At 70.1% G+C, this 26,912-nt stretch carries 19 protein-coding genes and 1 pseudogene; 8 read left to right on the top strand and 12 right to left on the bottom strand.

Going from position 1 to position 26,912, the window contains the following annotated elements:
- Positions 1-19: 19 nt before the first annotated feature.
- A complete protein-coding gene (locus ABZT02_RS05185; protein WP_356014351.1) occupies positions 20-595 on the bottom strand; it encodes a hypothetical protein in 576 nt (191 codons plus the stop codon).
- A 48-nt stretch (positions 596-643) separates the two neighbouring features.
- Entirely contained in the window at positions 644-4,825 is a 4,182-nt protein-coding gene (locus tag ABZT02_RS05190; protein ID WP_356014353.1) for a molybdopterin-dependent oxidoreductase, read from the bottom strand.
- A 225-nt stretch (positions 4,826-5,050) separates the two neighbouring features.
- On the opposite strand from ABZT02_RS05190, the gene ABZT02_RS05195 reads away from it, so the two are divergent.
- Both ABZT02_RS05195 and katG read left to right on the top strand, forming a co-directional pair.
- Positions 5,051-5,497 (top strand): Fur family transcriptional regulator, encoded by a 447-nt coding sequence (locus tag ABZT02_RS05195; RefSeq protein WP_356014356.1) that lies wholly within the window; start codon positions 5,051-5,053, stop codon positions 5,495-5,497.
- A gap of 24 nt (positions 5,498-5,521) precedes the next feature.
- Positions 5,522-7,738 (top strand): catalase/peroxidase HPI, encoded by a 2,217-nt coding sequence (katG, locus tag ABZT02_RS05200; protein ID WP_356014357.1) that lies wholly within the window; start codon positions 5,522-5,524, stop codon positions 7,736-7,738.
- Between the two features lie 52 nt (positions 7,739-7,790).
- Here the strand turns inward: katG and ABZT02_RS05205 are convergent, their stop codons facing one another.
- Positions 7,791-8,966, bottom strand: coding sequence for a pyridoxal phosphate-dependent aminotransferase (locus tag ABZT02_RS05205; RefSeq protein ID WP_356014358.1), 1,176 nt, complete (start codon positions 8,964-8,966; stop codon positions 7,791-7,793).
- 195 nt (positions 8,967-9,161) lie between these two features.
- Between ABZT02_RS05205 and ABZT02_RS05210 the strand changes: the two genes are divergently transcribed.
- Both ABZT02_RS05210 and ABZT02_RS05215 read left to right on the top strand, forming a co-directional pair.
- On the top strand, positions 9,162-10,370 hold the full coding sequence (locus ABZT02_RS05210; protein ID WP_356014360.1) for a phospholipase D-like domain-containing protein: 1,209 nt from the start codon (positions 9,162-9,164) through the stop codon (positions 10,368-10,370).
- 78 nt (positions 10,371-10,448) lie between these two features.
- Positions 10,449-11,309 carry a YihY/virulence factor BrkB family protein gene (locus tag ABZT02_RS05215; protein WP_356014362.1) on the top strand — a complete coding sequence of 287 codons (861 nt, stop codon included), beginning with the start codon at positions 10,449-10,451 and terminating at the stop codon, positions 11,307-11,309.
- Positions 11,310-11,336: 27 nt separating this feature from the next.
- On the opposite strand, the pseudogene ABZT02_RS05220 reads toward ABZT02_RS05215, so the two are convergent.
- The 6 genes and pseudogenes from ABZT02_RS05220 to ABZT02_RS05245 form a co-directional block, all read right to left on the bottom strand.
- A pseudogene (locus tag ABZT02_RS05220) lies at positions 11,337-11,682 on the bottom strand (sigma factor-like helix-turn-helix DNA-binding protein); the annotation flags it as partial.
- Between the two features lie 129 nt (positions 11,683-11,811).
- The gene (locus ABZT02_RS05225) at positions 11,812-13,575 is read right to left on the bottom strand and encodes a thiamine pyrophosphate-dependent enzyme (RefSeq protein ID WP_356014363.1); all 1,764 of its coding nucleotides are present in this window, start codon (positions 13,573-13,575) and stop codon (positions 11,812-11,814) included.
- A gap of 36 nt (positions 13,576-13,611) precedes the next feature.
- Entirely contained in the window at positions 13,612-15,195 is a 1,584-nt protein-coding gene (locus tag ABZT02_RS05230) for an FMN-binding glutamate synthase family protein (protein ID WP_356014365.1), read from the bottom strand.
- A 482-nt stretch (positions 15,196-15,677) separates the two neighbouring features.
- Positions 15,678-16,265 carry a TetR/AcrR family transcriptional regulator gene (locus ABZT02_RS05235; RefSeq protein WP_356014602.1) on the bottom strand — a complete coding sequence of 196 codons (588 nt, stop codon included), beginning with the start codon at positions 16,263-16,265 and terminating at the stop codon, positions 15,678-15,680.
- A gap of 156 nt (positions 16,266-16,421) precedes the next feature.
- Positions 16,422-17,813, bottom strand: a complete 1,392-nt coding sequence (locus ABZT02_RS05240) for an amidase (RefSeq protein ID WP_356014367.1) — start codon at positions 17,811-17,813, stop codon at positions 16,422-16,424.
- Positions 17,800-18,006: a hypothetical protein gene (locus ABZT02_RS05245; protein ID WP_356014369.1), complete on the bottom strand. Its 207-nt coding sequence runs from the start codon at positions 18,004-18,006 to the stop codon at positions 17,800-17,802. The genes ABZT02_RS05240 and ABZT02_RS05245 overlap by 14 nt, the downstream gene beginning before the upstream one ends.
- A 148-nt stretch (positions 18,007-18,154) precedes the next feature.
- Here ABZT02_RS05245 and ABZT02_RS05250 point away from each other — a divergent pair, with 148 nt between their 5' ends.
- Together ABZT02_RS05250 and ABZT02_RS05255 are read left to right on the top strand one after the other, a co-directional pair.
- On the top strand, positions 18,155-19,474 hold the full coding sequence (locus ABZT02_RS05250) for an MFS transporter (protein WP_356014371.1): 1,320 nt from the start codon (positions 18,155-18,157) through the stop codon (positions 19,472-19,474).
- 18 nt (positions 19,475-19,492) lie between these two features.
- Complete coding sequence (locus tag ABZT02_RS05255) at positions 19,493-20,428, top strand: MBL fold metallo-hydrolase (protein WP_356014373.1); 936 nt, start codon at positions 19,493-19,495, stop codon at positions 20,426-20,428.
- A gap of 483 nt (positions 20,429-20,911) precedes the next feature.
- On the opposite strand, the gene ABZT02_RS05260 is transcribed toward ABZT02_RS05255, so the two are convergent.
- Entirely contained in the window at positions 20,912-22,240 is a 1,329-nt protein-coding gene (locus ABZT02_RS05260; protein WP_356014375.1) for a class I SAM-dependent RNA methyltransferase, read from the bottom strand.
- 69 nt (positions 22,241-22,309) lie between these two features.
- Complete coding sequence (locus tag ABZT02_RS05265) at positions 22,310-24,355, bottom strand: APC family permease (RefSeq protein ID WP_356014376.1); 2,046 nt, start codon at positions 24,353-24,355, stop codon at positions 22,310-22,312.
- A gap of 383 nt (positions 24,356-24,738) precedes the next feature.
- Between ABZT02_RS05265 and ABZT02_RS05270 the strand changes: the two genes are divergently transcribed.
- Complete coding sequence (locus ABZT02_RS05270) at positions 24,739-25,410, top strand: TrkA family potassium uptake protein (protein ID WP_007385233.1); 672 nt, start codon at positions 24,739-24,741, stop codon at positions 25,408-25,410.
- Positions 25,410-26,084 (top strand): TrkA family potassium uptake protein, encoded by a 675-nt coding sequence (locus tag ABZT02_RS05275; RefSeq protein WP_037901645.1) that lies wholly within the window; start codon positions 25,410-25,412, stop codon positions 26,082-26,084. Before ABZT02_RS05270 ends, ABZT02_RS05275 begins: the two co-directional genes overlap by 1 nt.
- 61 nt (positions 26,085-26,145) lie before the next feature.
- Here ABZT02_RS05275 and ABZT02_RS05280 read toward each other — a convergent pair whose 3' ends face one another.
- Complete coding sequence (locus ABZT02_RS05280) at positions 26,146-26,910, bottom strand: DUF3159 domain-containing protein (RefSeq protein WP_356014377.1); 765 nt, start codon at positions 26,908-26,910, stop codon at positions 26,146-26,148.
- Between the last annotated feature and the right edge of the window lie 2 nt (positions 26,911-26,912).

Below are 26,912 nucleotides of genomic sequence, written 5' to 3' on the forward strand. Positions count from 1 at the left end.
CAGAAAAGGGGTGAAGGGGTCAGATCGCGTACGGGATCGTCGTGGGCGGTCCGCGCCGGTGGACCGAGTGGCGGAGAAGGAGGGGGCGGGGTGCGCTCGGGCCGTCGGCGGGCGGCCGCTCGGGGTCCGTGGCGATCGGTTCGCCGTACCCCCGCCACCAGGCCGCAAGGCCCGGGACGAGGGCGACGGCCCGGCGCAGGAGCGACCACAGGGCCGCCTCGCCACGCCGGAGCCACCAGGTCAGCAGCAGGGCGGCCGAGACGTGGGCCGCGGTGGCGTGCGGGGTGAGGGCGTGGACGTGCGTGTGGGTCATGCGCATGCCGTGCATGACCATCACGGTGTGCGGACGCGCCGCCCCGAAGGCCACATGCAGTCCGCCCTGGGAGGTGAGGGTCGCCCCGCCGATGGCCCCGAGTGACCGTTCCCGGCCGCCGAGCAGCCACCCGGCGACGAACACCGGCACGAACCCGGCAGCCTGCGTCCACACCGGCGGCGCCATGCCGGTCGCCAGTGTGTGTCCCCCGGCGGCCAGCAGCACGCACAGCGCGGCGAACACCGCCGCGCGCAGGCTCCGGATGGCAGGGGACGCCCTCATGGCGACCGATACTGCCACGTGGGGCCGAAGCCTCGCCCACCGCTTCGGTCAGTAGATGTCACGCACATAGCGCTTGTCGGTGGCGAGTTGCTTCACATAGGCCGCCGCGCCCGCATCGTCCAGGCCGCCGTGGAGGACCGCGATGTCCCGGAGCGCCTGGTCGACGTCCTTCGCCATGCGGGAGGCGTCGCCGCACACGTAGAAGTGGGCGCCGTCCTGGAGCCAGGACCACAGCAGGGGGCCGTGTTCGCGCATCCGGTCCTGGACGTAGACCTTGGCACGCTGGTCGCGGGAGAACGCGGTGTCCAGGCGGGTGAGGGTGCCGTCCGCCAGGAAGCCGGTCAGCTCGTCCTCGTAGTAGAAGTCGGTCGCCCGGTGCTGTTCGCCGAAGAACAGCCAGTTCGGGCCCCGGTGGCCGAGAGCCCGGCGCTGCTCCAGGAAGCCGACGAAGGGCGCGACACCGGTGCCGGGGCCGACCATGACCATGGGTGTGCCGGAGTCGGTCGGCGGGCGGAAGTGCGGGGAGCGCTGGACATGGACGGGCACCGGGATGTCCGCGGCGGCGTCGGCGAGGAAGGGTGAGCAGACGCCCTGGCGGATCCTGCCGTGCAGGTTCTCGTAACGCACCACGGAGACGGTCAGCGAGACGAGGTGCGGGTCGGTCAGCGGGCTGGACGATATGGAGTACAGGCGCGGTTGGAGGCGTCCGAGGATCTGCGCCCACTCCTGCGGGCCGGCCTTCACGGCGTACTCCGTGATCACGTCCACGGCTTGGCGGCCCCAGCCCCACTTGGCGAGCTCGTCCTTGTTGTCCGGGCGCAGTAGTTTCTTCAACTCCCGTGGATCTCGAGTGCGTTCGGCGACGAACCGGAGCAGGCCGGGGGTGATTTTGGTGATGTCGAGGTGGCGCAGGAACGCCTCGCCGACCGCGACCTCGCCCACGCCGTTCACGTCCATCGCGGCTCCGGCGTCCAGACCGGTGACCGCGAGCCACTCCTCGACCAGGTCGGCCGAGTTGAGCGGCCGGATGCCGAGGGCGTCGCCCGCCTCGTACAGCAGCGGGCTCTCGCTGTCCCGGGTGTCGAAGGTGAACCTGCGGACCTCCTTGCCGGCGCCGGGCAGGCTCAGGAGCCGGTTGCCGGTGAGGCGGGCGAGGACGGGGACGGGTTTCCTCGAACGGGGCGCGGCGGCCGGGAGGGCCGGCTGGACCACGCCGGGAACCGACCGCACCACAGTCGACGGGACCGCGGTCCGCCGGGCCGAGGTCGGCCGGTCCACGACGGGAGCCGACTCCCTCGCGTCCGACGCCGATGTGTCGGACAGTGCCGTCAGAACCTGGTCCAGCCATCCGTGCGCCGCGTCCTCGAAGTCCGGCTCGCAGTCCGTGCGCGGAGCCAGCCGCAGCGCGCCCAGTTCGCCGAGGCGCTGGTCGAGTCGTCGGCCGTGTCCGCAGAAGTCGTCGTACGACGAGTCGCCGAAGGCCAGCACCGCGTACCGCCGGCCCTCCAGGCGGGGGGTGCCGGGGTCGGCCAGGGTCTCCCAGAAGCCGCTGCCGTTGTCGGGGGCGTCACCGTCGCCGAAGGTGCTGGTGATCAGCAACAGGTCGGCGCCGGGCGGCAGTTCGCCGAGGTCGGCCTGGTCCATGCCGACGAGGGACGTGCTGTGGCCGACGGTGGTGAGCCGCTCGGCGGTGGCGGCGGCGAACTCCTCGGCGTTGCCGGTCTGCGAGGCCCACAGGATGACGACCTCACGGCGCAGGAGGCTCACCGAGGAATGTGTGGTCGAGGACTGTGTGGTCGAGGACTGTGTGCCCGTCGTCCGCGAGTACATCCCGGCGAGTGTGCCGTTCACCCACAGAGCGTGCTCGGGGCTGAAGGGCGCGTGGGGCGGCAGCACCGGCACTCCGGGCGCACCGGCGGGAATCCCGGCGAGGAACCCGACCAGGTACTGCCGTTCCTGAGCGGTGAGGACGGGCGGCGGGGCCGGGGCGAGGCCGAAGACGGACGCGGCCGTGGACGTGGAGGGGGCGGGAGCAAGCTCGGCGGCCTCCTGAGCGGCTGCCGGAGCCGGGGCCGCCACAGCCACCGGAGTCCGCAGGGCCACCGGCACGGCCACCTTCGTCAGCGACACCGCGCACACCTTGAACTCCGGCTGGAACGACAGCGGATCCACCGCGTCGTTCGTCACCGCGTTGACGCTCAGGTACTCCCCGAACAGGTCGTTCCAGTGGAATGGCGCGAAGCAGCACCCCGGCCGCACCCGGTCCGTCACCACGGCGGGCAGCACGGCCCGCCCGCGCCGTGAGGCCACCTCGACGGAGTCACCGTCGACCACCCCCAGGGCCGACGCGTCCTCAGGGTGCAGTTCCACGAACGGCCCGGGGTTCAGCTTGTTCAGCTTCGCCACCTTCGCCGTCTTGGTCAGCGTGTGCCACTGATGCTGGAGCCGCCCGGTGTTCAGGACGAAGGGGTAGTCGTCGTCCGGCATCTCGGCGGGCGGGATGTGCGGCCGGGCGTAGAAGACACCCCGTCCGCTCGCGGTGGGAAAGCGGAGCGTCCCGTCCTCCCCCACGTACCGGATCGGGTTCCGGTCCGGCCCCTGCGAGGTCGCCGCGGGCCACTGCACCGGCGTCCGCCGCAGCCGCTCGTACGACACCCCGCGCAGATCCCATCCCGTCTTCGGGTTCCAGGCCTGCTTGATCTCCTCGAAGACATCCTCCGCGCTGTCGTAGGAGAACCCCTTCTCGTACCCCATCTCGCACGCGACGGCCGCGATGATCCGCCAGTCGGCCATCGCCTCGCCGGGCGGGTCGGCCACGGCCTGCGTCAGCGTGAGGTTGCGCTCGCTGTTGACGAAGACGCCGTCGCCCTCCGTCCACAGCGCGCCCGGGAGCACGACGTCGGCGTACGCGTTGGTCTCGGTGTCGGCGAAGACGTCTTGTGTGACGACGAACTCGGCGGCTTCCAGGCCCTCGATGACCGTGCGGCGGCCCGCGACGGAGGCGACCGGGTTGGTGCAGATGATCCAGCAGGCCTTGATCTCGCCGTCGGCCATCTTCTGGAACATCTCGACCGTGCCCTTGCCGACACCGTCGGCGCGCAGGGTGTCCGGGGGCAGCTCCCAGAGGTCCTCCATGAAGGCCCGCTCCTCGTCCACGAGGACGGACCGCTGGCCGGGCAGGCCCGGGCCCATGTAGCCCATCTCGCGGCCGCCCATGGCGTTGGGCTGGCCGGTGAGGGAGAAGGGGCCGCTGCCGGGGCGGCAGATGGCGCCTGTTGCGAGATGGAGGTTGACCAGAGCGTTGGTGTTCCAGGTGCCGTGGGTGGACTGGTTGAGCCCCATGGTCCACAGGCTCATCCACTCACCGGCCTCGCCGATCAGCCGCGCGGCCTCCCGGATGTCCTCCTCGGCGAGCCCCGTCATCCCGGCCACGGCGGCGGGCGCGTAGTCGGCGAGGAACTCCGGCATCGCCTCCCAGCCCTCGGTGTGGGCGGCGATGAAGTCGGGGTCGATGTCGCCGTTCGCGTGCAGCAGGTGCAGCAGGCCGTTGAGGAGCGCGAGGTCGGCGCCCGGCTTGATCTGCAGGAACAGGTCCGCCTTCGCGGCCGTGGCGGTGCGCCGCGGGTCCACGACGATGACCTTGGCGCCCGCCGACTTCACCCGCTCCATCATGCGCAGGAAGAGAATCGGGTGGCAGTCGGCCATGTTGGAGCCGATGACGAAGAACAGGTCGGCGTTCTCGAAGTCCTGGTACGAGCCGGGCGGGCCGTCCGCGCCGAGCGACAGCTTGTAGCCGGTGCCGGCACTGGCCATGCAGAGCCGGGAGTTCGACTCGATCTGGTTGGTGCGCAGAAACCCCTTGGCGAGCTTGTTCGCCAGGTACTGGGCCTCCAGGCTCATCTGCCCGGACACATAGAGCGAGACCGCGTCCGGACCGTGCTCGTCGATGATCTCCCGCAGCCGCCGGGCCGTCTCGGTGATCGCCGCACCGACGACTTCCGGGACCGGCTCCGCGCCCCGCTCGGGTCGCACCAGGGCCGTGGTCAGCCGTCCGGGCGCGGCGAGCAGGTCGGCGGTGGTCGCGCCCTTGGTGCAGAGCTTGCCGAAGTTGGCGGGGTGCTCCTTGTCACCGGACGCCTTCAGGACCGTACGCCGTCCGTCCGGGCCGGTGCCGATGTCGAGGACCAGGCCACAGCCCACACCGCAGTACGAGCAGACCGTCCGCACCACGGGCACGCCTCCTGAGCTCAACCGATTCGATCTCCACCGACGGTACGGAATGCCGATTACACAGATGTCTCTCAAGCCGTTCATCAGGGGTTACACCGCCCGCACACCTCACCGGCGAGTGTTGTGAGCGTCTTCGCGCACCGGAGGGCCCCGATCCGACGCGCCACAGACTTGGAACGGTTCCATTTCTTGAACCATTCGTGTTTGTGGGGGTAGGTTGGTCGCATGACCGCCCCCCAGCCTCCGAACACCGCCGATGAGCTGCGCGGTGCCGGCCTGCGGGTGACGGCCGCGCGCGTCGCACTGCTCGAGACCGTCCGGGCCGGTGACCACCTCGCGGCCGACGCGATCGCCACGGGAGTGCGCGACCGTCTCGGCCACATATCCCTCCAGGCCGTGTACGAGGCCCTGCACTCGCTCACCGCGGCAGGGCTGGTGCGCCGCATCGAGCCGCCCGGCAGCCCCGCACGGTTCGAGGGACGGGTCGGGGACAACCACCATCACCTGGTCTGCCGGTCGTGCGGGGCCGTCGTCGACGTCGACTGTGCCGTCGGCCACGCGCCCTGCCTGACAGCTTCCGACGACCGCGGCTTCTCGATCGACGAGGCCGAGGTCATCTACTGGGGCCTGTGCCCCGACTGCTCCGCCCAAAGACTTCCTTCAGCACCGTGATCCACCCAGTTCGGAAGGACTTCCATGTCTGAGAACCACGACGCAATCGTCACCGACCCCAAGCCCGAGGGCACCGGTGGCTGCCCGGTCGCGCACGGGCGCGCCGCGCACCCCACCCAGGGCGGCGGCAACCGCCAGTGGTGGCCGGAGCGACTGAACCTGAAGATCCTCGCCAAGGACCCCGTCGTGGCGAACCCGCTCGGTGCGGACTTCGACTATGCCGAGGCATTCCAGGCCCTGGACCTGGACGCGGTGAAGCGGGACATCGCCGAGGTGCTCACCACCTCGCAGGACTGGTGGCCGGCCGACTTCGGCAACTACGGCCCGCTGATGGTCCGGATGGCCTGGCACAGCGCCGGCACCTACCGCATCAGCGACGGCCGCGGCGGTGGCGGCCGCGGACAGCAGCGCTTCGCGCCGCTGAACAGCTGGCCGGACAACGGCAACCTGGACAAGGCCCGCCGTCTGCTGTGGCCGGTCAAGAAGAAGTACGGCCAGTCCATCTCCTGGGCCGACCTCATGATCCTCACGGGCAACGTGGCCCTGGAGACGATGGGCTTCGAGACCTTCGGCTTCGCCGGCGGCCGCGCGGACGTCTGGGAGGCCGACGAGGACGTCTACTGGGGCCCCGAGACCACCTGGCTCGACGACCAGCGCTACACCGGAGACCGCGAGCTGGAGAACCCGCTCGGCGCCGTCCAGATGGGTCTCATCTACGTCAACCCGGAGGGCCCCAACGGCAACCCGGACCCGCTGGCCGCGGCCCGCGACATCCGTGAGACCTTCCGCCGCATGGCGATGAACGACGAGGAGACCGTCGCCCTCATCGCCGGTGGTCACACCTTCGGCAAGACCCACGGCGCCGGCCCCGCCGACCACGTCGGCAACGACCCCGAGGCCGCCTCCATGGAGGAGCAGGGCCTGGGCTGGAAGTCCACCTACGGCACCGGCAAGGGCGGCGACGCCATCACCTCCGGTCTCGAGGTCACCTGGACCACCAAGCCCACCCAGTGGACCAACGACTTCTTCGACATCCTCTTCGGCTACGAGTGGGAGCTCACCGAGTCCCCCGCCGGCGCCAAGCAGTGGGTGGCCAAGGACGCCGAGGCGGTCATCCCCGACGCCCACGACCCGCTGAAGAAGCGTCTGCCCACGATGCTCACCACCGACCTCTCGCTGCGCTTCGACCCGATCTACGGCGAGATCTCCAAGCGCTTCCACGAGAACCCGGACCAGTTCGCGGACGCCTTCGCCCGTGCCTGGTACAAGCTGACCCACCGTGACCTGGGCCCGAAGTCCCTGTACCTCGGCCCGGAGGTCCCGGCGGAGACGCTGCTGTGGCAGGACCCGCTGCCGCAGGCCGAGGGCGAGACCATCGACGCCGCCGACATCGCGTCCCTGAAGGCCAAGATCCTGGAGACCGGCCTCACGGTCTCGCAGCTGGTCTCCACCGCGTGGGCCTCGGCGTCCACCTTCCGCGGCAGCGACAAGCGCGGCGGTGCCAACGGCGCCCGCATCCGCCTGGAGCCGCAGCGCGGCTGGGAGGTCAACGACCCCGAGCAGCTCGCCCAGGTGCTGCGCGTCCTGGAGGGTGTCCAGACCGCGTTCAACACCGGTGCCAAGAAGGTCTCCCTGGCCGACCTGATCGTCCTCGCGGGTGCCGCGGCGGTCGAGAAGGCCGCCAAGGACGCCGGCCACGACGTGGAGGTCCCCTTCACGCCGGGCCGCGTGGACGCGACCGAGGAGCACACCGACGTCGAGTCCTTCGCCGCCCTTGAGCCGGTCGCGGACGGCTTCCGCAACTACCTCGGCAAGGGCAACCGCCTGCCGGCCGAGTACCTGCTGCTCGACAAGGCGAACCTGCTCACCCTGAGCGCCCCCGAGATGACCGTCCTCGTCGGTGGTCTGCGGGTCCTCGGCGCCAACCAGGGCGGCACGGCGCACGGCGTCCTCACCGACCGTCCGGGCGTCCTGACCAACGACTTCTTCGTCAACCTGCTCGACCTGGGCACGGCGTGGAAGTCCACCTCCGAGGACCAGAGCGCCTTCGAGGGCCGCGACGCGGAGACGGGCAAGCTGAAGTGGACCGGCACCCGTGCCGACCTCGTCTTCGGCTCCAACTCCGAGCTGCGCGCGCTCGCCGAGGTCTACGCGAGCGACGACGCGAAGGAGAAGTTCGTGAAGGACTTCGTCGACGCGTGGGTCAAGGTCTCGAACCTGGACCGCTTCGACCTGGTCTGAGAATCTGCATGACGCGGGGGCCGGTCCACACGGACCGGCCCCCGTGCCATGTCTAGGCGAGCGTGGCCATGAATTTCCCGAGCCGCGCGATCCCCTCGCGCAGTTCGTCGGCCGAGGCGGCGTAGGACAGCCGGACATGCGTATCGGCGGTACGCACCCCGAAGTCCCGCCCCGGTGTGAGCGCGACCTGCGCCTCCCTGAGCGCCCGCCCGCAGAACTCCCACGAGGTGAGCCCGGTGCCGCTGACGTCGAAGTAGACGTAGAACGCCCCGTCGGGCGGCACGGGCACCGGCAGCCCGATCTGCGCGAGCCCGTCGAGGACGAGGGCCCGCCGCCGCCCGAACTCGGCCCGCCGCTCCTCACACACGGCGAGCGACTCGGACGTGAAGCACGCGAGCGCGGCGTACTGGGCGGGGGTGGAGGCACAGATCATGTAGTTCTGGGCCAGCCGCTCCAGCGCGGGCACGAGCGCCTCGGGCACCACACACCAGCCCAGCCGCCAGCCGGTCATCCCGAAGTACTTCGAGAAACTGTTGATGACCACGGCTTCCCGGTCGTACGACAGCACACTGCGCGGCGGCCGCCCGTGCTCGTCGTGATCGCCCAGGTCGAGGTAGATCTCGTCGACGATCCGCCAGGCGTCCCGCTCCCGGGCGAGCTCGCAGATGGCGGCCAGCTCGTCGGCCGGTACGGAGGTGCCGGTCGGGTTGGAGGGGCTCGCGACCATGATCCCGCGGGTGCGGTCCGTCCAGTGCGACCGTACGGAGGCCGCGTCCAGCTGGTACCGGGACCCGGCGCTGGTGGGCACGAGCGTGACCCGCGCTCCGAAGCTCTCGGCGATCTGCCGGTTGCAGGGGTACGAGGGGTCGGCGATGAGCACCTCGTCCCCGGGATCGACGAGCGCGGCGGCACCCAGCACCAGCGCGGCCGACGCCCCGGCGGTCACGACGACCCGGCCCGGATCGACGTCGACGCCGTGCCGCTCACCGTAGAACCGCGCGATGGCGAGGCGCAGTTCGGGCAGCCCGAGCGCCCCTGTGTACGTCATGGGACTGCTCCCCACGGCCCCCCGCAGCGCGTCCAGCACGGCCGGCGGCGCCCCGAAGTCCGGTTCTCCCAGACTGAGCTTGACGACGTGCTGCCCCTCGGCCTCCAGCGCCGCGGCATGCTTGCCGAACTCCATGGCGTAGAACGGCGCGACGGACTGGGCGCGTTGCGAGATCCTCATGCGGCGAGCCTCCCGGGGGCGTGTGATCGAGGGCTCCAGAAGGGCCACGCGAGGGGGTGGTGTGTCAGCGCCATCGTGCCGCAGGAACCCGAAGCCGGGGTAATCGTGTGCCGCGGGGTCCACCGGGAAGGTGGTTGTTCGGGCTCGATTCGGCCCCGTGACGTTCCCGCTTCACGACCCCTTCGGAGATCCGGCGTGACACTCGGCGGCATAACCGCACCTCCCTCACAGGACACCGCTCCCGACCCGGAGGCGCGCAAGCAGCGTCTGCGCCGTCGCCTGGAGCGATTGATCGGCGTGGCCGCCACCGAGGGCAACGACCTGGTGCCCCTGCGCAACGGCGATCAGATCTTCCCCGCGATGCTCGGGGCGATCCGTTCGGCCCGGCACACCATCGACATGATGACGTTCGTGTACTGGCGGGGGCAGATCGCCCACGACTTCGCCGACGCGCTGGCCGAGCGCGCCCGCGCGGGGGTACGGGTGCGACTGCTGCTCGACGGCTTCGGCGCCAAGGAGATCGAGCGGCGGTTGCTGGATCTCATGAGCGCCGCGGGCGTGCAGGTGGCCTGGTTCCGCAAACCCGCGTGGCTGTCGCCGTTCAAGCAGAATCACCGCTGCCACCGCAAGGCCCTCATCGTCGACGAGGGCACCGCCTTCACCGGCGGCGTCGGTATCGCGGAGGAATGGTGCGGCGACGCGCGCAACCCCGCCGAGTGGCGGGACACGCACGTCCAGGTGCGCGGTCCGGCCGTCGACGGCATCGCGGCCGCGTTCGCGCAGAACTGGGCCGAGTGCCACGACGAACTCTTCGACACCCGGGACCGCTTCACGGATCACCCGCAGGTGGGCTCCTCGGTGGTGCAGGTCGTCCGCGGCTCCGCGAGCATCGGCTGGCAGGACATGCAGACGCTCATCCGGATCATGCTCAGCTCCGCCGAGGAACGCTTCCGGCTGGCCACCGCCTACTTCGCCCCGGACGCCTACTTCATCGACCTCCTGTGCGAGACCGCCCGACGGGGCGTGCGCGTCGAGATCCTGCTGCCCGGCCCCCACACCGACCAGCGCGCCTGCCAACTGGCCGGCCAGCACCACTACACGCGCCTGTTGCGGGCCGGGGTGCACATACGTCAGTACCAGCCGACCATGATGCACGCCAAGATCATCACCGTGGACTCGGTGGCCTCGCTCATCGGATCCACCAACTTCAACCGCCGGTCCATGGACCACGACGAAGAGGTGATGCTCGCCGTCCTGGACGAGGAGTTCACCGCCTGCCTCGACCGGGACTACGAGGCGGACCTCGAGCACAGTGTGGACATCGACCTGCACCGGTGGAGACGGCGGGCCGTGTGGCAACGCGTCGAGGAACGCGCGGTCGGACCGATCCGGCGCTTCCTGTGAAACGCACCGGGCTGCACGGCCACCGTGACACTCCTACGACGCCGTCTTCTCCGCCCCGAACGACAAGAGAGTCCTGCCGTGGATGACGCAGACGGTCGCACGGCCCGATGGTGGGCGGCGTTGCGCCGGACGCCGGTGACCGTCTGGAACGACGACGTCACGGACTGGGCCGCGGCGCTGACCTACTACGCGGTGCTGGCCCTGTTCCCGTCGCTGTTGGTGGTCCTCTCGATTCTCGGCCTGGTCCTGCCCACCGCCGAGCCGGGGGTCATCGACCGCATGGTGCAGGCCACCCCGGCCGCATCCCGTGTCCTGCTGCGCGGCGCCCTGCGGGAGATGGCCGACCAGTCGTCGACGGCCTGGACGCTGATCTTCGCCGGAGGGACGGGTGCCCTGTGGTCGGGGTGCAGCTATCTGAGCGTCTTCCGTCGGGCGCTGTACGCCATGCACGGCATCGACGCGGACCGGCCGGTCTGGCGTACCGCTCCGCGCATCGTCGCCACGGCCCTGGTGCTGCTCGCCCTGCTCCTGGCGTCGACCCTGGCACTGCTGCTCAGCGGCAGCCTCGTCCAGCGTCTGGGCAGTGCGCTGGATCTCGGCACCGGACCGCAGGCCGCCTGGGACACACTGCGGTGGCCGGTCATCGCCGCGGTCGCGGTCGCCCTGGTCCTCGTTCTGTACCGTTCGGGCCCGGCGTGCTCCCGCCCCGTCGGCCGGATGGCGCCCGGTGGCACCTTGGCGGTGGCCCTCCTGCTGGCCGTCTCGCTCGGCTTCGCCCTGTACACCTCGCATGTCGGCACGTACAACCGTCTGTACGGCTCACTCGCGGGCGTCGTGGTCTTCCTGGTCTGGTTGTGGCTGTCCAACCTGGCACTTCTGGTCGGCGCCCAGTTCAACGCCGAGCTGGCCAAGCCCGATCACTGGTGTCACGGGGAATGAGCCGGTACCGGATCGCCCTCTCCGCCGTCAGTGGGTGCTGAGCATGTCGGCGCGCAGACGGGCCAGGAGGCGGGTGATCAGCCGGGAGACGTGCATCTGCAGGATGCCGAGGCGTTCACCGATCCGGGCCTGGGATGGTTCGTCGACGAACCGCCAGTGAGTGATCTGCCGGTCGCGTTCGTCCAATTCGGCGACCATCGGGGCGAGCACGTGGAAGTCCTCGACCAGGGGGACGGCCGCGTCCTCGTCTCCGGTGAAGTCCGCCGGCGCGGCCTCGCCGTCCTCACTTCCGCTGATCTCCGCGCCCAGGTGATCCGTTGGAGGCGAGCTGGGCCTCGACGACCTCTTCCTCCGGAAGACCCGTCAGCTCGGACCGTTCCTCCCGCGGACGCCGGGGCACGTGGACGGCCCGGCCCAGGAAGTGTCACGGAAGAACCGCTTCATCACGCCGACGCAGCAGGGGACGGCGAAGGATCGCGCACACCGCGAAGTGCGGTGACTTTCAGCGCCCGTTTGACTCTCCGTGGCTGCGCACGACCTCCTTCACCTTGGCCACCGCGAAACCCCAGCCCTGCTCGACGGACGGTTTGGCGGGAACGGCGACCTCGTCGGGGTTGGTGAGGACGTCGAGGAGGACCGGGCCCTCGGTGCGGAACGCCCGGCGCACACTGTCCTCGAGTTCGGCGGGATCCGTCACGCGGATGCCGGGGATGCCCATGGCCTGGGCCACGGCGGCGAAGTCGGGATTGTCGAGCACGGTGCCGAACTCCGGCAGCCCGGCCTGTTCCTGTTCCAGTTTCACCATGCCCAGGCGCCGGTTGTCGAAGACGACGAGCTTGACCGGGAGGCGGTACGTCTTCAGGGTCATGAGATCGCCGAGCAACATGCTCAGCCCACCGTCGCCACAGAAGGCCACCACCTGGCGGTCCCGGTCCAGGCACTGGGCGCCCAGGGCGTGCGGCATGGCGTTGGCCATCGATCCGAGGTTGTAGGAGCCGATGAGCCGCCGCTCGCCCCGCATCTCGACGAAACGCGAGAGCCATACCGTGGCCATGCCGGTGTCGGAGGTGAAGACCGCGTCGTCGGCCGCCACTCGGTCCACGACGGCGGCCAGCGCCTCGGGGCGGATGTCGTTCCCGCGGTTGTCCAGGGCGGAACGGACGCGTCCCACGAGCCCTTTGTCGTGCTGCGGGTCCGCGAGCCGGGCCTGGCCGTCGCGCCACCGGTCGAAGCGCTCACGCGCCTTCTCCAGGTGCGAGCGGTCGCGCGCCCCCTCGGTGCCGGCCGACGCGGTGGCGAGATGGCCCAGGAGGTCGCGCACCGTGGCACCGGTGTCGCCCACGAGCCCGACGTCCACCGGGACCCGGCGTCCGATGTGGGTGGCGTCGGTGTCCACTTGGACGACCGTGCGTCCCTCGGGATACCAGTCCCGGTAGGGAAAGTCGGTGCCGAGCAGCAGGAGCGTGTCCGCGTCCTGGAGGGCGGACGCCGCCGCGGGGTTGCCGATCAGCCCCGTCTGCCCCACCTGGAAGGGGTTGGCGTCGCCCTCGAAGCCCGCCTTGGCCTTCAGGGTGAGCACCATCGGCGCGGCCAGCCGGTCGGCGAGGGTGAGGACGTCGTCGCGAGCGGCGCGGGCGCCCTCCCCGACGAGCAGGGTGACGCGTTCGGCACGGTCGAGGAGTTCGGCGGCGCGACGGACGGCGGAGTCGTCGGGCCGGCTGACCGGAGCGTTCAGGGAGAACCGGGCCGGCCGGTCGTCGGTCAGCTCCTGGTCGCCCAGGTCGCCCGGCACGGTGAGGACGGCGACGCCCTTGCGGCCCAGCGCGGTGCGGACGGCCGTCTCCAGCATCTGCGGGAGCTGGCCGGGAGAGGTGACGGTCGCGCGGAAGACGGCCACGTCACTGAAGAGCGCGTCGTTGTCGACCTCCTGGAAGTAGTCGCTGCCGAGTTCGGCGAGCGGCACCTGGCCGGCGATCGCCAGCACCGGGGCGTGCGACTTGGCCGCGTCGTAGAGGCCGTTGAGCAGGTGCACGGAACCCGGTCCGACCGTGCCCATGCACACACCGACGGTCCCGGTGAGCTGCGACTGGGCGCTCGCGGCGAACGCAGCCGCCTCCTCGTGCCGGCACCCCACCCATTCGAGGTTTTCCGTGGTGCGGATGGCGTCCGTGACGGGGTTGAGGGCGTCTCCCACGACGCCGAAGACTTGGCGCACGCCGAGTTCGCTCAGGGCGTCCACGATGACTCGGGCAACGGTACGGGCCACTTGCGTCCTCCAGGTCGCACGGTGAAGCGGTCGGGGTCACACGGTGAAGCGGTCGGGATCGGCGGCCTGCCAGTCGGCCGCCCACGAGGCGGGCGGCTCGGCGAGCAACTGCCCTGGCGCGAGCCACTCGTACAGCTCCGCGTAGGAACGTTCGGTGCAGGGGTCCACGCGCCGGTGGAGCATGTGCGGACGCAGCTCCGCGGGATCGGTGACGCCCATGGACGCCATGATCTGCAGCGCGCCGGCCACGGTCGCCTCCTGGAAGCGCTGTACCCGCGGCGTCTTGTCCCCGACGTCGAGGGCGCGGGCCCGGCGCGGGTCCTGGGTCGTGACACCGGTGGGGCAAGTGTTGGTATGGCACCGCTGGGCCTGTATGCAGCCGACGGCGAACATCATCGCCCTGGCCGCGTTGCCGTAGTCGGCGCCCTGCACCATGCGTTTGACCAGGTCGGTACCGGTGGCGATCTTGCCGCTCGCACCGATCCTCACCCGGTCGCGCAGACCCGCGCCGACGAGGGCGTTGTGCACCGTGAGCAGCCCCTCGGTGAGCGGGGCACCCACGTGGTCCGCGAACTCCAGCGGCGCGGCACCGGTCCCGCCCTCAGCTCCGTCCACGACGATGAAGTCGGGTGCCGTCCCTTCCTCCAGCATGGCCTTGCACACGGCGAGGAACTGTCGGCGCGAGCCCACACAGAGTTTGAAGCCCGCGGGCTTCCCTCCGGACAACTCCCGCATGTGGGCGATGAAACGGACGAGTTCACGCGGGGTCGAGAAGACGCGGTGGTACGGCGGTGAGACGATCGTCTGTCCTTCCTGCACGTCCCGGACCCGGGCGATCTCCGCGTTGACCTTGGCTCCCGGCAGCACTCCCCCGATTCCGGGTTTGGCTCCCTGGGAGAGCTTCAGGGACACGCACTTGACGTGGTCGTGCGCGGCCTTGTCCGCGAACTCGGCCGCGTCGAAGTCGCCTTTCTCGGTGCGGCAGCCGAAGTACCCGGTGCCGATCTCCCAGACGAGGTCGCCCCCCGGACGCAGGTGGTACTCCGACAGGCCGCCCTCACCGGTGTCATGGGCGAAGCCTCCGGCCGCGGCGCCCCCGTTCAGTGCCAGGATCGCGTTGGCCGACAGTGAGCCGAAGCTCATCGCCGACACGTTCAGCAGCGCCATGTCGTAGGGGCGGGCGCAGTCGGGACCACCGATACGCACCCGCGGTGGCGTCTCCGGCACCGCACGAGGCGCCATGGAGGGGACGAGGAACTCGTAACCGGGCTGGTACACGTCCTGCTCGGTGCCGAACGGCTCTTCCGCGTCGGTGCCCTTCGCGCGCTCGTAGACGATGCTGCGCACGTCCCGGTCGAAGGGACGCCCGTCGTAGTTGCGTTCAATGAAGTACTGCTGCAGTTCTGGACGGATCCGCTCCATGAGGTAACGGGCGTGCCCCAGCACCGGATAGTTGCGCAGCACCGAGTGCCGTGGCTGCAGCAGATCCCAGGAACCCAGCAGTGCCAGGAGCGCGAACGGGGTGGCGGCGAACAGCCAGTAGGGAGAGACCCCGATCGAGGCCACGGCCGCCGCGACGGCGGCGAGCCAGGTCAGGACGATGATTCCGACGCGTGTCACTCCTCGCACGTTGCCCGAGGACGGCACTCCATGCGCCTCACCTTCCCAAGAGCCGTCAAAAGCCCGCGCCGTCCTGGGGTGATGCGGAGGAACTCGCGGCTGCCGACCTCACACCTGTTGACCGTGATGGACAGGTCTCCGCACAGGTCGAGCGAACCATCCAGACCGCAATCCGCAGGTCAGGCACCCTTCTCTAAGGGCTCCGGAATCGCCACGCACTCCACGTGCGACGTCATCGGAAAGATGTCCCGACAGGATGGATCTCACATAACACCAGGTCAGGGGTCATTTTCCGCTCCGCTGAAGGCTCCTTCGTGCGCACGGAGCGTCAAACGGGCGTCACGCCCCAGGGCTACGTCCTGGGATCGGTCATTGCTGGGGATTTCAGGACCCTGCCGGTACAGCCAGCCGTTTGGCCTCCACGGCCCGGTGGCCAGACCGCCCGATGAGCGAAGTGGTCAGCTGTCGGGTTGCTTCGAGCGTCACGGGGCGGCGGCCTGGGTGGGACGAGAGCCGGCCTCGATCTGCAGGGCGTACACGGCGTTCGTCACGAGCTCGCGCGCGTATGCGGCGTCCAGTCGGCCAGGGCGGAAGAGGATGCGGTACATGATCGGCGCCACGACACGGTCGATCAGCAGTTCCGTCTCGGGCACCGGCTCCCCCCGCTGCACCGCACGGGCCAACACGGCGTCGATCTGCTCTGCGGCATACGCCGAACACTGACCGGCATTGGTGCCGTCGGGGGCGCCGAGCAGGGCGTCCCGGATGTAGGCACGCCCGGGCGGCGAGGCCATCTCGTCGAGGAACTGCTCCGCCCACGCGTCGAGATCGGCCCGCAGGCTTCCGAGATCGGCCGGATCCCTTTCCGGGCGCAGTCGTTCAACGGCCACGTCGGAAAGGAGTTCCTGCAGGTCGCCCCAACGACGGTAGATCGTGGAGGGGGTCACGCCCGCCCGAGTGGCCACCATCGGGACCGTGAGCGCGTCGCGGCCCACCTCCCCTACGAGTTCACGTACCGCCGCATGGACGGATTCCTGTACGCGTGCGCTGCGCCCGCCGGGGCGGGCCATGGGTTTGGGACTCACGCGATCCACCTTAATGCGAATTTGTTGCTTCTAGGCGTTGGCCGGTGCCGGCGACCCGCAGGGCTGCGTATCCGGGCATCCAAGCAGGGCGGACGCCCTGCGGCGACGCGACCGCATGCCGGTTTGTACATCCGCCTTCCCTCAGGCAGCGAGGGGAGCAAGCCGCCCCGCGCCGGCCACCGACTCCTCGTAGACCCGGCCCACACGGAGCACCGTCGCGTCGTGGAAGGGGCGCGCCATCAGCTGCATACCGATCGGCAGTCCGGCGCGGTCGTGACCGACCGGCAGGGTGAGGGCCGGGACGCCGGTGATGTTGGCGGGGGCACAGAGGCGGACGTAGCTGTCCGACACGGCCTCGGTCGTGCCATCGGCCCACTCGACGGCTTCCTGCCCCGCCTCGGCGGCGGTCATCGGCACCGTCGGCGCGGCGAGGACGTCGATGCCGTCGAACATGCGAGCCCAGGCGTCTCGCATCATGGTGCGGGCCCGCTGGGCGCGGAGGTAGTCGCCCGCAGAGGTGAGTTCGCCGGCCTCCAGCAGGATGCGAACGTCCGCCGCATACAGGTCGGGGGTGGCCCGCAGCGACCGCTCGTGGTACGCGGTGGCCTCGGGAACCATGAGCCCCCACTGAACGGCCTGTATGTAGCGCGCCATCGGGATCTCGACGTCGACGAGCTCCGCCCCCAGCTCCGCCAGCCGCTCGATCGCGCCGCGTACGGACTCCTCGACCTCGGGCGTGACCCGGTCGAAGTAGTGGTTCCGGGGTACGCCGACCTTCAGTCCTCGCAGGTCGCCTCCCGGGAAGCGGTCCGGCATGGGGCCGGACACGCTCGCCGGGTCGCGCGGGTCGTGGCCGGCGGTCGCCGACAGCACCAGCGCGACATCCTGGACGGTGCGGGCGAGAGGGCCCACGTGGTCCAGGGACCAGGACAGCGAGGTCACGCCTGTGCGTGGGACCAGGCCGTAGGTCGGCTTGAGGCCCACCACGCCGTTCAGGGCCGCGGGGACCCGGATGGAACCGCCCGTGTCCGTGCCCATGGCGAACGTCGCCCCGCCGGCGGCGACAGCTACCGCCGAGCCGCCGCTCGACCCGCCCGCGACCCGGCTGTGATCCCAGGCGTTGTTCGTCTGCGGAGTGGTCAGGCCGTAGGCGAACTCGTGCGTGTGCGTCTTACCCAGGAGGACGGCCCCGGCGGCGCCGAGCCGTTCGGCCACCCGACTGTCGCGTTCCGCCACGTGCCCTGTCCGGACGTGCGAACTCGCCGTGGTGGGTATCCCCTCTGCGTCGATCAGATCCTTGAGCGCCATGGGGATCCCGTGCAGCGGCCCGCGCGGTCCGCTTCCGGAGATCTCCCGTTCGGCGCGGACCGCTGCGGCCAGGGCCGCGTCGGCGGCGACTGTGACGTAGGCGCCCAGCCGTCCTTCGACGGCGGCGATACGGGCGAGCACCGATTCGGTGAGTTCGACGGGGGACAGCTCCCGTGCGCGCACCGCACGGGAGGCTTCGGTCAGCGACAGCTCAAACGGTTGCATCGGCGTTCCCCCGTCCGGCTCGGTAGAAGGATGCGGGAGGGGTCTCGCCGAAATCGAGCTCGCGCAACGTACTGATCACGGAGTGGATGTAGTTGGCCGTCATGGCCACCTCTTCATGTCGGCCGTCCCCGAGGGGGAGCCCCGCCCGCAGCGCCCCTCGGGCTGCCTCTTGGGGGGTGAGTTCGCTGGTCATGGCTTCCTTGCGGATCTGTGCGGCGCGACGGGCCGGGGCGGGTACAGGACCTCCGACCACCGTAAACGCGAATTATTTGCTTTAGTCGATCATAGGACCTACGGTGCCTTAAAGCAAACCAATCGCTTTTAGCACGGGAAGGACTCTCATGCAGCGCGTTCCCGCGGGCCTCGCGCCTCCCCGCACCTCCCCATCCGGACGCCTGCCGTTCGCATTGCACACCTCGATCCTCATCGCGCTGCTCGCCGCATCCAGCGCGCCGACCCCGCTGTACCCCCACTACCAGGCTCAGTGGCAGTTGTCGGCCCTCGACATCACGGTGGTCTTCAGCGCCTACGCTCTGGCACTCCTGATCGCACTGCTGACGACCGGAACCCTTTCCGACCATGTCGGACGCCGCCCCGTGCTCCTGGGCGCGCTCGCGGTCCAGGTCGCCTCCATGGCACTGTTCGCGACGGCCCACGGCCTGACCACCCTGATCGGCGCCCGCGCGCTGCAGGGCATCGCGACCGGCGCGGCGACCAGCGCAGCAGGTGCGGCTCTCCTCGACCTCGAAGAGCCCGCCCGGCCGGGGCGCCCCGCTCTGGCCAACAGCATCGCGCCGGTGACAGGCATGGCGGCCGGCGTCCTGGCAGCCACCCTCATGGTGCGCTTCGCCCCCGCTCCGGCGATCACGGTGTACGCGGCCCTGATCGGCGTGTTCGCCGCGCAGGCCATCGCCCTGGTCGCGACGTCCGAGACCGTCCGCCGCCGTCCCGGAGCACTGCGCTCGACGCGGCCCCACCCGGTGCTGCCGTCGGCGGCCGCCCACGCTCTCCTGCTCAACGGCGCCGGCGTCATCGCCGTCTGGGCACTCGGCGGCTTCTACTCGTCCCTGGGGCCGGGCTTCACACGGCTCATCTTCCCCGACGGACCCGAATACGCCGGCGGCCTGGTCTTCTTCACGCTGACGGCCGTCGCCGCCCCGACGGTGTACTTCACACGCAGGATGCGTGCCGACGCCTCCGCTCTTCTTGGGAGCTGCGCGGTGATTCCGGCGGCCGTCTCGACCCTGGGTGCCCTCTATCTCGCCGAACCCGTACTTGTCTTCACCGGGGCGGCACTGGCCGGGTTCGGCTTCGGAGCCGTCTCCCAGGGTGCGCTGCGCGCGGTCGTCGACTCGGTACCGGCCCGGGAGAAGGGCGGCACGCTCGCCTCCTATTACCTACTCAGCTACTTGGCGATGAGTCTGCCCGCCATCGGCGCCGGCGCCCTCACCGCCGGCTTCGGGCTGCGTGCGGCAGCACTGGCCCATGCCGGCTGCGTGGCCGTACTGGCGACCGTCGCAGTCGCGACGCTGACCGCGCCGCTGCGCCCGTCGGCGCCGGACACCGTCCCCGGACGCCCACTCCCGCCCGGCAACGAGCAACTACACATCCGCCTCACCCGACCCATCCGCTCCAGACATCTCCGTCCTCGCGACCCATAACAGATAAGGAAAGTCGCCGTGTTCACCTCATCGCAGACGACCAAGTCCACTACACCCCCCGCCTCTTCCTGGACGGTGGGCAACCACACCGTACGACGCATCGACGAAGTGGTCCTGCCCGCCCAGACCGGTCCGTGGCTGCTGCCCGGGGCAACCACCGGCCTCGTGAGCCGGACTCCCTGGCTGAGCCCCGAATTCGCCGACGAACAGGGCGTCCTGCGCCTGGCGAGTCACAGCTTCGCCGTCGAGGTGGACGGCATGCGGGTGCTGGTGGACACCGGCATCGGAAACGGGAAGCGGCGCTCCAACCCCGCCTGGCACAACCTGAACAGCGACTACGAAGCACGGCTACGGGCAGCGGGCTTCGCGCCGGAGAGCGTTGACGTCGTGGTCCTGACCCACCTCCACGCCGACCATGTGGGGTGGAACACGCGTGCCGAGGGCGACGCCTGGGTGCCCACCTTTCCGAACGCGCGCTATCTCACCTCACGCACCGAGTGGGACTACTGGGCGGGGGTCGACATGGAGGAGGCGCGTCGGCAGATGTTCCGGGACTCGGTCCATCCCGTCCGGGAGGCAGGTCTGTTCGACCTCATCGATGTCGCGGACGAGGGCACGGACGTCGCGCCGGGCATCCGTCTGCTGCCCACCCCCGGCCACACACCGGGGCAGGTAGCGGTGGAACTGAGCAGCCGTGGCGAGACCGCACTGGTCACCGGCGACAGCATCCACCACCCGGTCCAGATGGCGCATCCGGAGCTCTGCAGCTGTGTGGACGTCGCTCCCGAACTCGCGGCCAGGACCCGGAACCAGGTGCTCGGCTCACTGGCCGGTACGTCAACTCTCCTGCTGGGAAGCCACTTCCCGCCGCCGACCGCCGGACACGTGCGACGCGAAGACGGCGGGTACCGACTGGCCCCGGCTCCCTCAGGGGTCACGCCCATCGGCGGCTGAAGCGGATCAAAGCACCCGGGACGGGCCGCGCACCGAGTCGCACCGAGTCCGTGCGGGTGACGTCCTGAGCGTCCGCGACCGGACGGCCCGGGAGCGGATGTGAGACTCCTCCGGCATGCGCTCCGTCATCGCCGATAGTGCCGGAGGAAGTGATGACCGATCACCGGCTTGCGCCTTTTGCGTAAGCCGGCTGTCGGCTGTCCCATGTGGGCGTCAGTCACGCCGACGCGTCGCGAACGAGGGCCACGTGCCGGCCCCACTCGCCCCTCGCCGGCCGAGCAACGCGATCCTGCTTCAGTCTCACGAATCGAGCGTCATTCGAGCGTCAAGAATGATGAATGCGCGTCACCGACATCATTCGTACGAACCCCGCCACACCCTGTAACCGCAGGTCGGGCGAGTTTGAACAAGCAGTGCGTCTGCCCGACCCGCTACACGGAGAAAAACAGGTCGAGCGACCCACCCGGACCACAGAACCGCAGGTCATACACCCTTGTCCGCAGGCTCCAGGATCGCCACGCACTCCATGTGATGCGTCATCGGAAACAGATCGAACACCCGAAGCGTCCGCACCCGGTACCCCCCGTCCCGGAAGTACCCCAGGTCCCGCGCCAGCGCGGCCGGGTCGCAGGCGACGTACGCGATGCGCCGCGCGCCCAGGGACGCCATGTGCTCCACCGTCTTGCGCCCCGCCCCCGCGCGCGGCGGGTCGAGGACGATCAGGTCGACCTCGGTGATGCCGGTGCGCGGCAACACCGCCTCCACCTTGCCCTGCTCGATGCGGACCCGGTCGAAGGCGGCGAGGTTGTGCCGGGCGTCCTCGACCGCGCGCTTGCCGGACTCGATGCCGAGGACCGCGCCCTTGTCGCCGAGGCGGTCGGCCAGTGCGCCCGCGAACAACCCGACGCCGCAGTACAGGTCGAGCGCCATGTCGCCCTTGCGCGGCAGCAGGCCCTGCATGACCGCCTTCACCAGGGTGTCGGCCGCCTGCGGGTGGACCTGCCAGAAGCCGCCGCTGCCCACCCGGTGGGTGCGGCCGTCGGCCCGCTCGCGCACGAAGGCACGGCCGTGGACGCGGTGGATGCCGCCGTCGTGCTCCTCGACGCGCATCACGGAGACGGGCTTGTCGAGTTCGACGAGGGGCAGGCGGGCGCCCGGCTTGGGCTCCAGGATGACCATGCGGTCCTGGGAGCCGGTCGCCGCGATCGCCTCGACCGAGGCCATCCCCGACCAGTCGCGGTCCTCGATGCCCAGCTCGCTCACGCCGGGCGCGGCGATCATGCAGTGCTCGATGGGCTCGACCTCGTGCGAACGGTGGCGGCGCAGACCGGCGTTGCCGTCGGCGTCCACCGCGTACTGCACGCGGGTGCGCCAGGCGGGCACCTCTCCCGCGGGCAGCTTGTCGCCCTCGGCCGGCAGCACCGTGCCGTCCCAGCCGGCCTCCTCGGGGGTGAGACCGGCGAGCCGCTTCAGCTGCTCGGCGACGACCTCCCCCTTGAGGCGCCGCTGCGCGCCCGGCTTCGCGTGCTGCCAGTCGCAGCCGCCGCAGCGGCCGGGTCCGGCGTAGGGGCAGGGCGCCTCGATGCGGTCCTTGGACGCCTCCAGGACCTCGACAGCATCCGCACGCAGGAAACGCGCGCCCTCCTCCCCCTCCGTCACGCGAGCCACGACCCGCTCACCGGGCAGCGTGTGCCGGACGAACAGCACCTGGCCGTCCTCCGTGCGGGCGATACAGTGCCCGCCGTGGGCGACGGGGCCGACCTCGACTTCGAACTCCATCCCCACCAGCGATTTCTTCGGTTCTGCCTGCATGGCGGGGTGACTCCACAACGTCAAGGGAAGAGGCGGGCCGACAGCCCACCAGGACAACAGCCCACCAGTCTACTTCGGCGCCGACGGCTCCTTCGCCCGCTCGGCCGGACCGCGCCGCACGGAACCCGGCGCGCTCCACTCCTGCCGCCTGCGGGCCCGCAGCTTCGCCGCCTCCGAGGACTGGAGCTGGTACGGCACCGAGGTCACCATGACCCCCGGCGTGAACAGCAGCCGGCCCTTGAGCCTGAGCGCGCTCTGGTTGTGCAGCAGATGCTCGTACCAGTGGCCGACCACGTACTCGGGGATGATCACGGACACCGCGTCACGCGGGGACTCCTTCCTGAGCCCCTTCACGTAGTCGATGATCGGCCGCGTGATCTCGCGGTACGGCGAGTCCAGGACCTTCAGCGGTACGTCGATCCCGCGCCGCTCCCACTCGGCGCGCAGTGCCTTGGTCTCGGCCGGGTCGACGTTGACGCTCAGAGCCTCCAACGAGTCCGAGCGCATCAGCTTGGCGTAGGCCAGCGCCCGCAGCGCCGGGCGGTGGATCTTGGAGATCAGGACGACGGAGTGGACGCGGGAAGGGCGCAGGGAGTCGTCGCTCGGGCCCTCGGGTGCGGCGAGCTCCTCGGCGACCCGGTCGTAGTGCTTACGGATCGCCGTCATCGTCGCGTAGAAGATGCACATCCCGAGCAGCGCCACCCAGGCACCGTGGGTGAACTTGGTGACCAGGACGACGACCAGGACGAGCCCGGTGAAGAAGGCACCGAAGGCGTTGATCGCGCGGGAGCGGATCATGTGGCTGCGCTTCGCGGCGTCCTTCTCGGTGGCCAGGTTGCGGTTCCAGTGCCGGACCATGCCGGTCTGGCTGAGCGTGAAGGACACGAACACGCCGACGATGTAGAGCTGGATCAGCCGGGTCGAGTCGGCGCCGTAGATCCACACCAGGAGTCCGGCCGCGCCGGCCAGCAGCACGATGCCGTTGGAGAAGGCGAGGCGGTCGCCGCGGGTGTGCAGCTGGCGCGGGAGGTAGCGGTCCTGGGCGAGGATCGAGCCGAGCAGCGGGAAGCCGTTGTAGGCGGTGTTCGCGGCGAGGAACAGCACCAGTGCGGTGGCCGCGGCCAGCACGATGAACAGGAAGCTGCCTTTGCCGAAGACGGCCTCGGCGACCTGGGAGATCACCGGGTTTTGGACGTAGTCCGAACCGAGGGCGACACCGTTGTGGATGAGGTCGGCGGCCGGGTTCTCGGCCATGCGGACCTTGGTGACCATGGCCAGCGCGATGATCCCGCAGAACATGGTGACGGCCAGCAGGCCCATCATCGCGAGCGTGGTCGCCGCGTTCTTCGACTTGGGCTTGCGGAAGGCCGGCACGCCGTTGGAGATGGCCTCGACACCGGTGAGCGCGGCGCAGCCGGAGGAGAAGGCGCGCAGCAACAGGAAGACAAGGGCGAATCCGGCCAGGCCCTGGTGCTCGGCCTTGATGTGGTACTCCGCCGTCGGTGCCCGCATGGTGTCGCCGAGGACCAGCCCGCGGAACGCACCCCACGCGATCATGATGAAGACGCCCGTGACGAAGACGTACGTCGGAATCGCGAACAGCGAGCCGGACTCCTTCATGCCGCGCAGGTTCATCAGCGTGAGCAGGACGATCACGGCGATCGCGCAGAGGACCTTGTGCTCGACGACGAACGGGATCGCCGAGCCGAGGTTCTCGATGCCGGAGGCGATGGAGACGGCGACCGTGAGGACGTAGTCGACGAGCAGGGCGCTGGCGACCGTGAGGCCGGCCTTGGGGCCGAGGTTGGTGTTGGCCACCTCGTAGTCGCCGCCGCCGCTCGGGTAGGCGTGCACGTTCTGCCGGTAGGAGGCGACCACCGTGAACATCAGCACGACGACCGCCACGGCGATCCAGGGGCTGAAGTGGTACGCCGACACACCCGCGATGGACAGGACCAGCAGCACCTCGCCGGGCGCGTACGCCACAGACGACAGCGGGTCGGAGGCGAACACCGGAAGGGCGATGCGCTTCGGCAGGAGCGTTTCCCCGAGGCGGTCACTGCGCAGTGCGCGCCCGATCAGGATCCGTTTGGGCACGTCGGTCAGTTTGGACACAACAGAGAAGCGTAGGCGTTCGAACGGGCGAACAACCACCCGGCACCCCGCATCTGCTCTCCGGGTGAAATCCGGACCCGCTCCGGCTACGGATTCCGCAGGTGAGCGCGGCGGCATGCCTATATGACAAGACCCCGCCCCTTAACTGCCCCCGGAGGTTCCATGCACACCACCGCAGAGCTCATCGGCGCGGCAGCCGCCCTCGTCGCCCTCGGAATCCTGACTCTCGCGAGCGTCCGCAGCATCAGCCGCCGCTGAGCGACAGGAAGTCACGAGCAACCGTGCACAGGGGTGCCGTCGTCCTACCGCGCGTGTGTAGCTTGGGCGTCGGTCTGAGACCCTGATGTGGCTGAGCAGTACTTATTGACACCGGAAGGACGGTCGTGCACATCGTCATCATGGGCTGCGGGAGAGTGGGTTCCGCTCTCGCCCAGACCCTGGAGCAACAGGGGCACACGGTCGCCGTGATCGACCAGGACCCCACCGCCTTCCGACGACTGGGCTCCGGTTTCGGCGGCCGTCGTGTCACCGGAGTCGGCTTCGACCAGGACACCCTGCGCGAGGCGGGCATCGAGGAGGCCGGCGCCTTCGCCGCGGTCTCCAGCGGCGACAACTCCAACATCATCGCCGCGCGCGTGGCCCGCGAGATGTTCGGCATCGAGAACGTCGCGGCCCGTATCTACGACCCCCGGCGCGCCGAGGTCTACCAGCGCCTGGGCATCCCGACGGTGGCCACGGTCCGCTGGACCGCGGACCAGATGCTGCGCCGGCTGCTGCCGTCCGGCGCGGAGCCGCTGTGGCGCGATCCCACCGGCGGGGTCCAGCTGGCCGAGGTGCACGCCTCGACCGCCTGGGTCGGCCACAAGATCAGCAAGATGCAGGAGGAGACGGGCGTCCGCGTGGCGTTCCTGACCCGCCTCGGCGAGGCGATCCTGCCCACCTCGCAGACGGTGCTGCAGGAGGGCGATCTGGTCCACGTGATGATGCGCACGGACGACATCGAGAAGGTCGAGGCGTCCTTCGCCGAGGGCCCCGAAGAGGAGGGCGGTCACTGATGAGGGTCGCCATTGCCGGTGCCGGCGCGGTCGGTCGCTCGATCGCGGGCGAACTGCTGGAGAACGGCCACGAGGTCCTTCTCATCGACAAGGCGCCGACCGCCATCTCGGTCGAGCGCGTCCCGCAGGCGGAGTGGTTGCTCGCCGACGCCTGCGAGATCACCTCCCTGGACGAGGCCGCGCTCCAGCGCTGCAACGTCGCGATCGCCGCGACCGGCGACGACAAGGTCAACCTCGTCGTCTCCCTGCTGGCGAAGACGGAGTACGGCGTCCCGCGCGTCGTCGCCCGGGTGAACAACCCCAAGAACGAGTGGCTGTTCAACGAGTCCTGGGGCGTGGACGTCGCCGTCTCCACCCCGCGTCTGATGTCCGCCCTGGTCGAGGAGGCGGTGAGCGTCGGCGACCTGGTCCGCCTGCTCCGCTTCAGCCACGGCGACGCGAACCTGGTCGAGCTGACCCTGCCCGAGGAGTCGGCCCTGGCCGGCACGACGGTCGGCGACGTGGAGTGGCCCGAGGACACCTCCCTGGTCACCATCATCCGCGGCACGCGCGTCCTCACCCCGTCCCAGGAGGACTCCCTGGAGGCCGGCGACGAACTCCTGTTCGTGGCCGCCCAGGCCCGCGAGGAACAGCTGGAGGACCTGCTCTCGGTACGCCGGGAAGAAGCCTCCTAGGCGGTACGACGACGGAGGGCGCCCTGCGTGTGCAGGGCGCCCTCCGTCGTCGTAGCGCGATCTAGGCTTCTCGCCGGTGCCGTCCGCCCGCGGCCTCCGTGTCCCCGTGCTCCGCGGCCTGCGCCGCCTTGCGCTCCTCCTCGGCCTTCTCCTCGGCCTCCATCTCCGCGAACACGTCGATGGGCGCCGGCGCCTTCGCGAGGAAGACCCAGGTGAGCCAGACGGCGAGCAGGAACGGCGGGATCTTCAGGGCGACCAGGACCCAGCCGAGCTGCGCGGTGTCGGCCCACCAGTACAGCGGGAACAGGATCGCGCACTTGGCGAGCAGAATGCCGCCCCAGGCGTAACTGGCCTTGGCGTACGCCTTCTTGCGGCCGGGGTTGCGGGTCCGCCAGGAGAGGTTCTCCTTGAAGACCGGGCCGAGGATGAGCCCCATCAGCGGCACGCCGGCGAGCGTGGTGATGACGTACGCCAGGCCCAGGCCCAGCGTGTAGAGCATGCCCGGCAGATAGAAGTTCTTGGCGTTGCCCGTCATCATCGCGAAGACGACACCGAAGGCGACGCCGAAGACACCGCTGAAGGCGTGCTTGACGGTGTCCCGCATGACCAGGCGGACCACGACCAGCAGCAGGGACACCGCGAGCGCGGCGATCGCCGACAGGTGCAGGTCCTTGTTGATCGTGAAGATCGTGACGAAGAGCAGGCCCGGCAGAACCGTCTCGATCATGCCCCGGACGCCGCCGAAGGCCTCGAACAGGGCGGCCTCGGTCACCGCCCGTGCGTCGTCGGCCTCGGTGTCTTCGGTCGGCTTGTCGAGAGACGTCACCG

Source organism: Streptomyces sp. NPDC005402, assembly GCF_040606575.1.
In the GTDB taxonomy this organism is placed as follows: Bacteria; Actinomycetota; Actinomycetes; order Streptomycetales; family Streptomycetaceae; genus Streptomyces.

What these genes read in the sequence shown, in the direction of transcription:
- ABZT02_RS05195 (WP_356014356.1), top strand. Translation starts at nt 5,051, where the DNA reads ATGACCGCCCCCCAGCCTCCGAACACCGCCGATGAGCTGCGCGGTGCC.
- ABZT02_RS05245 (WP_356014369.1), bottom strand. Translation starts at nt 18,006, where the DNA reads ATGACCAGCGAACTCACCCCCCAAGAGGCAGCCCGAGGGGCGCTGCGG.
- ABZT02_RS05275 (WP_037901645.1), top strand. Translation starts at nt 25,410, where the DNA reads ATGAGGGTCGCCATTGCCGGTGCCGGCGCGGTCGGTCGCTCGATCGCG.
- ABZT02_RS05235 (WP_356014602.1), bottom strand. Translation starts at nt 16,265, where the DNA reads ATGGCCCGCCCCGGCGGGCGCAGCGCACGCGTACAGGAATCCGTCCAT.
- katG (WP_356014357.1), top strand. Translation starts at nt 5,522, where the DNA reads ATGTCTGAGAACCACGACGCAATCGTCACCGACCCCAAGCCCGAGGGC.
- ABZT02_RS05260 (WP_356014375.1), bottom strand. Translation starts at nt 22,240, where the DNA reads ATGCAGGCAGAACCGAAGAAATCGCTGGTGGGGATGGAGTTCGAAGTC.
- ABZT02_RS05240 (WP_356014367.1), bottom strand. Translation starts at nt 17,813, where the DNA reads ATGCAACCGTTTGAGCTGTCGCTGACCGAAGCCTCCCGTGCGGTGCGC.
- ABZT02_RS05250 (WP_356014371.1), top strand. Translation starts at nt 18,155, where the DNA reads ATGCAGCGCGTTCCCGCGGGCCTCGCGCCTCCCCGCACCTCCCCATCC.
- ABZT02_RS05185 (WP_356014351.1), bottom strand. Translation starts at nt 595, where the DNA reads ATGAGGGCGTCCCCTGCCATCCGGAGCCTGCGCGCGGCGGTGTTCGCC.
- ABZT02_RS05205 (WP_356014358.1), bottom strand. Translation starts at nt 8,966, where the DNA reads ATGAGGATCTCGCAACGCGCCCAGTCCGTCGCGCCGTTCTACGCCATG.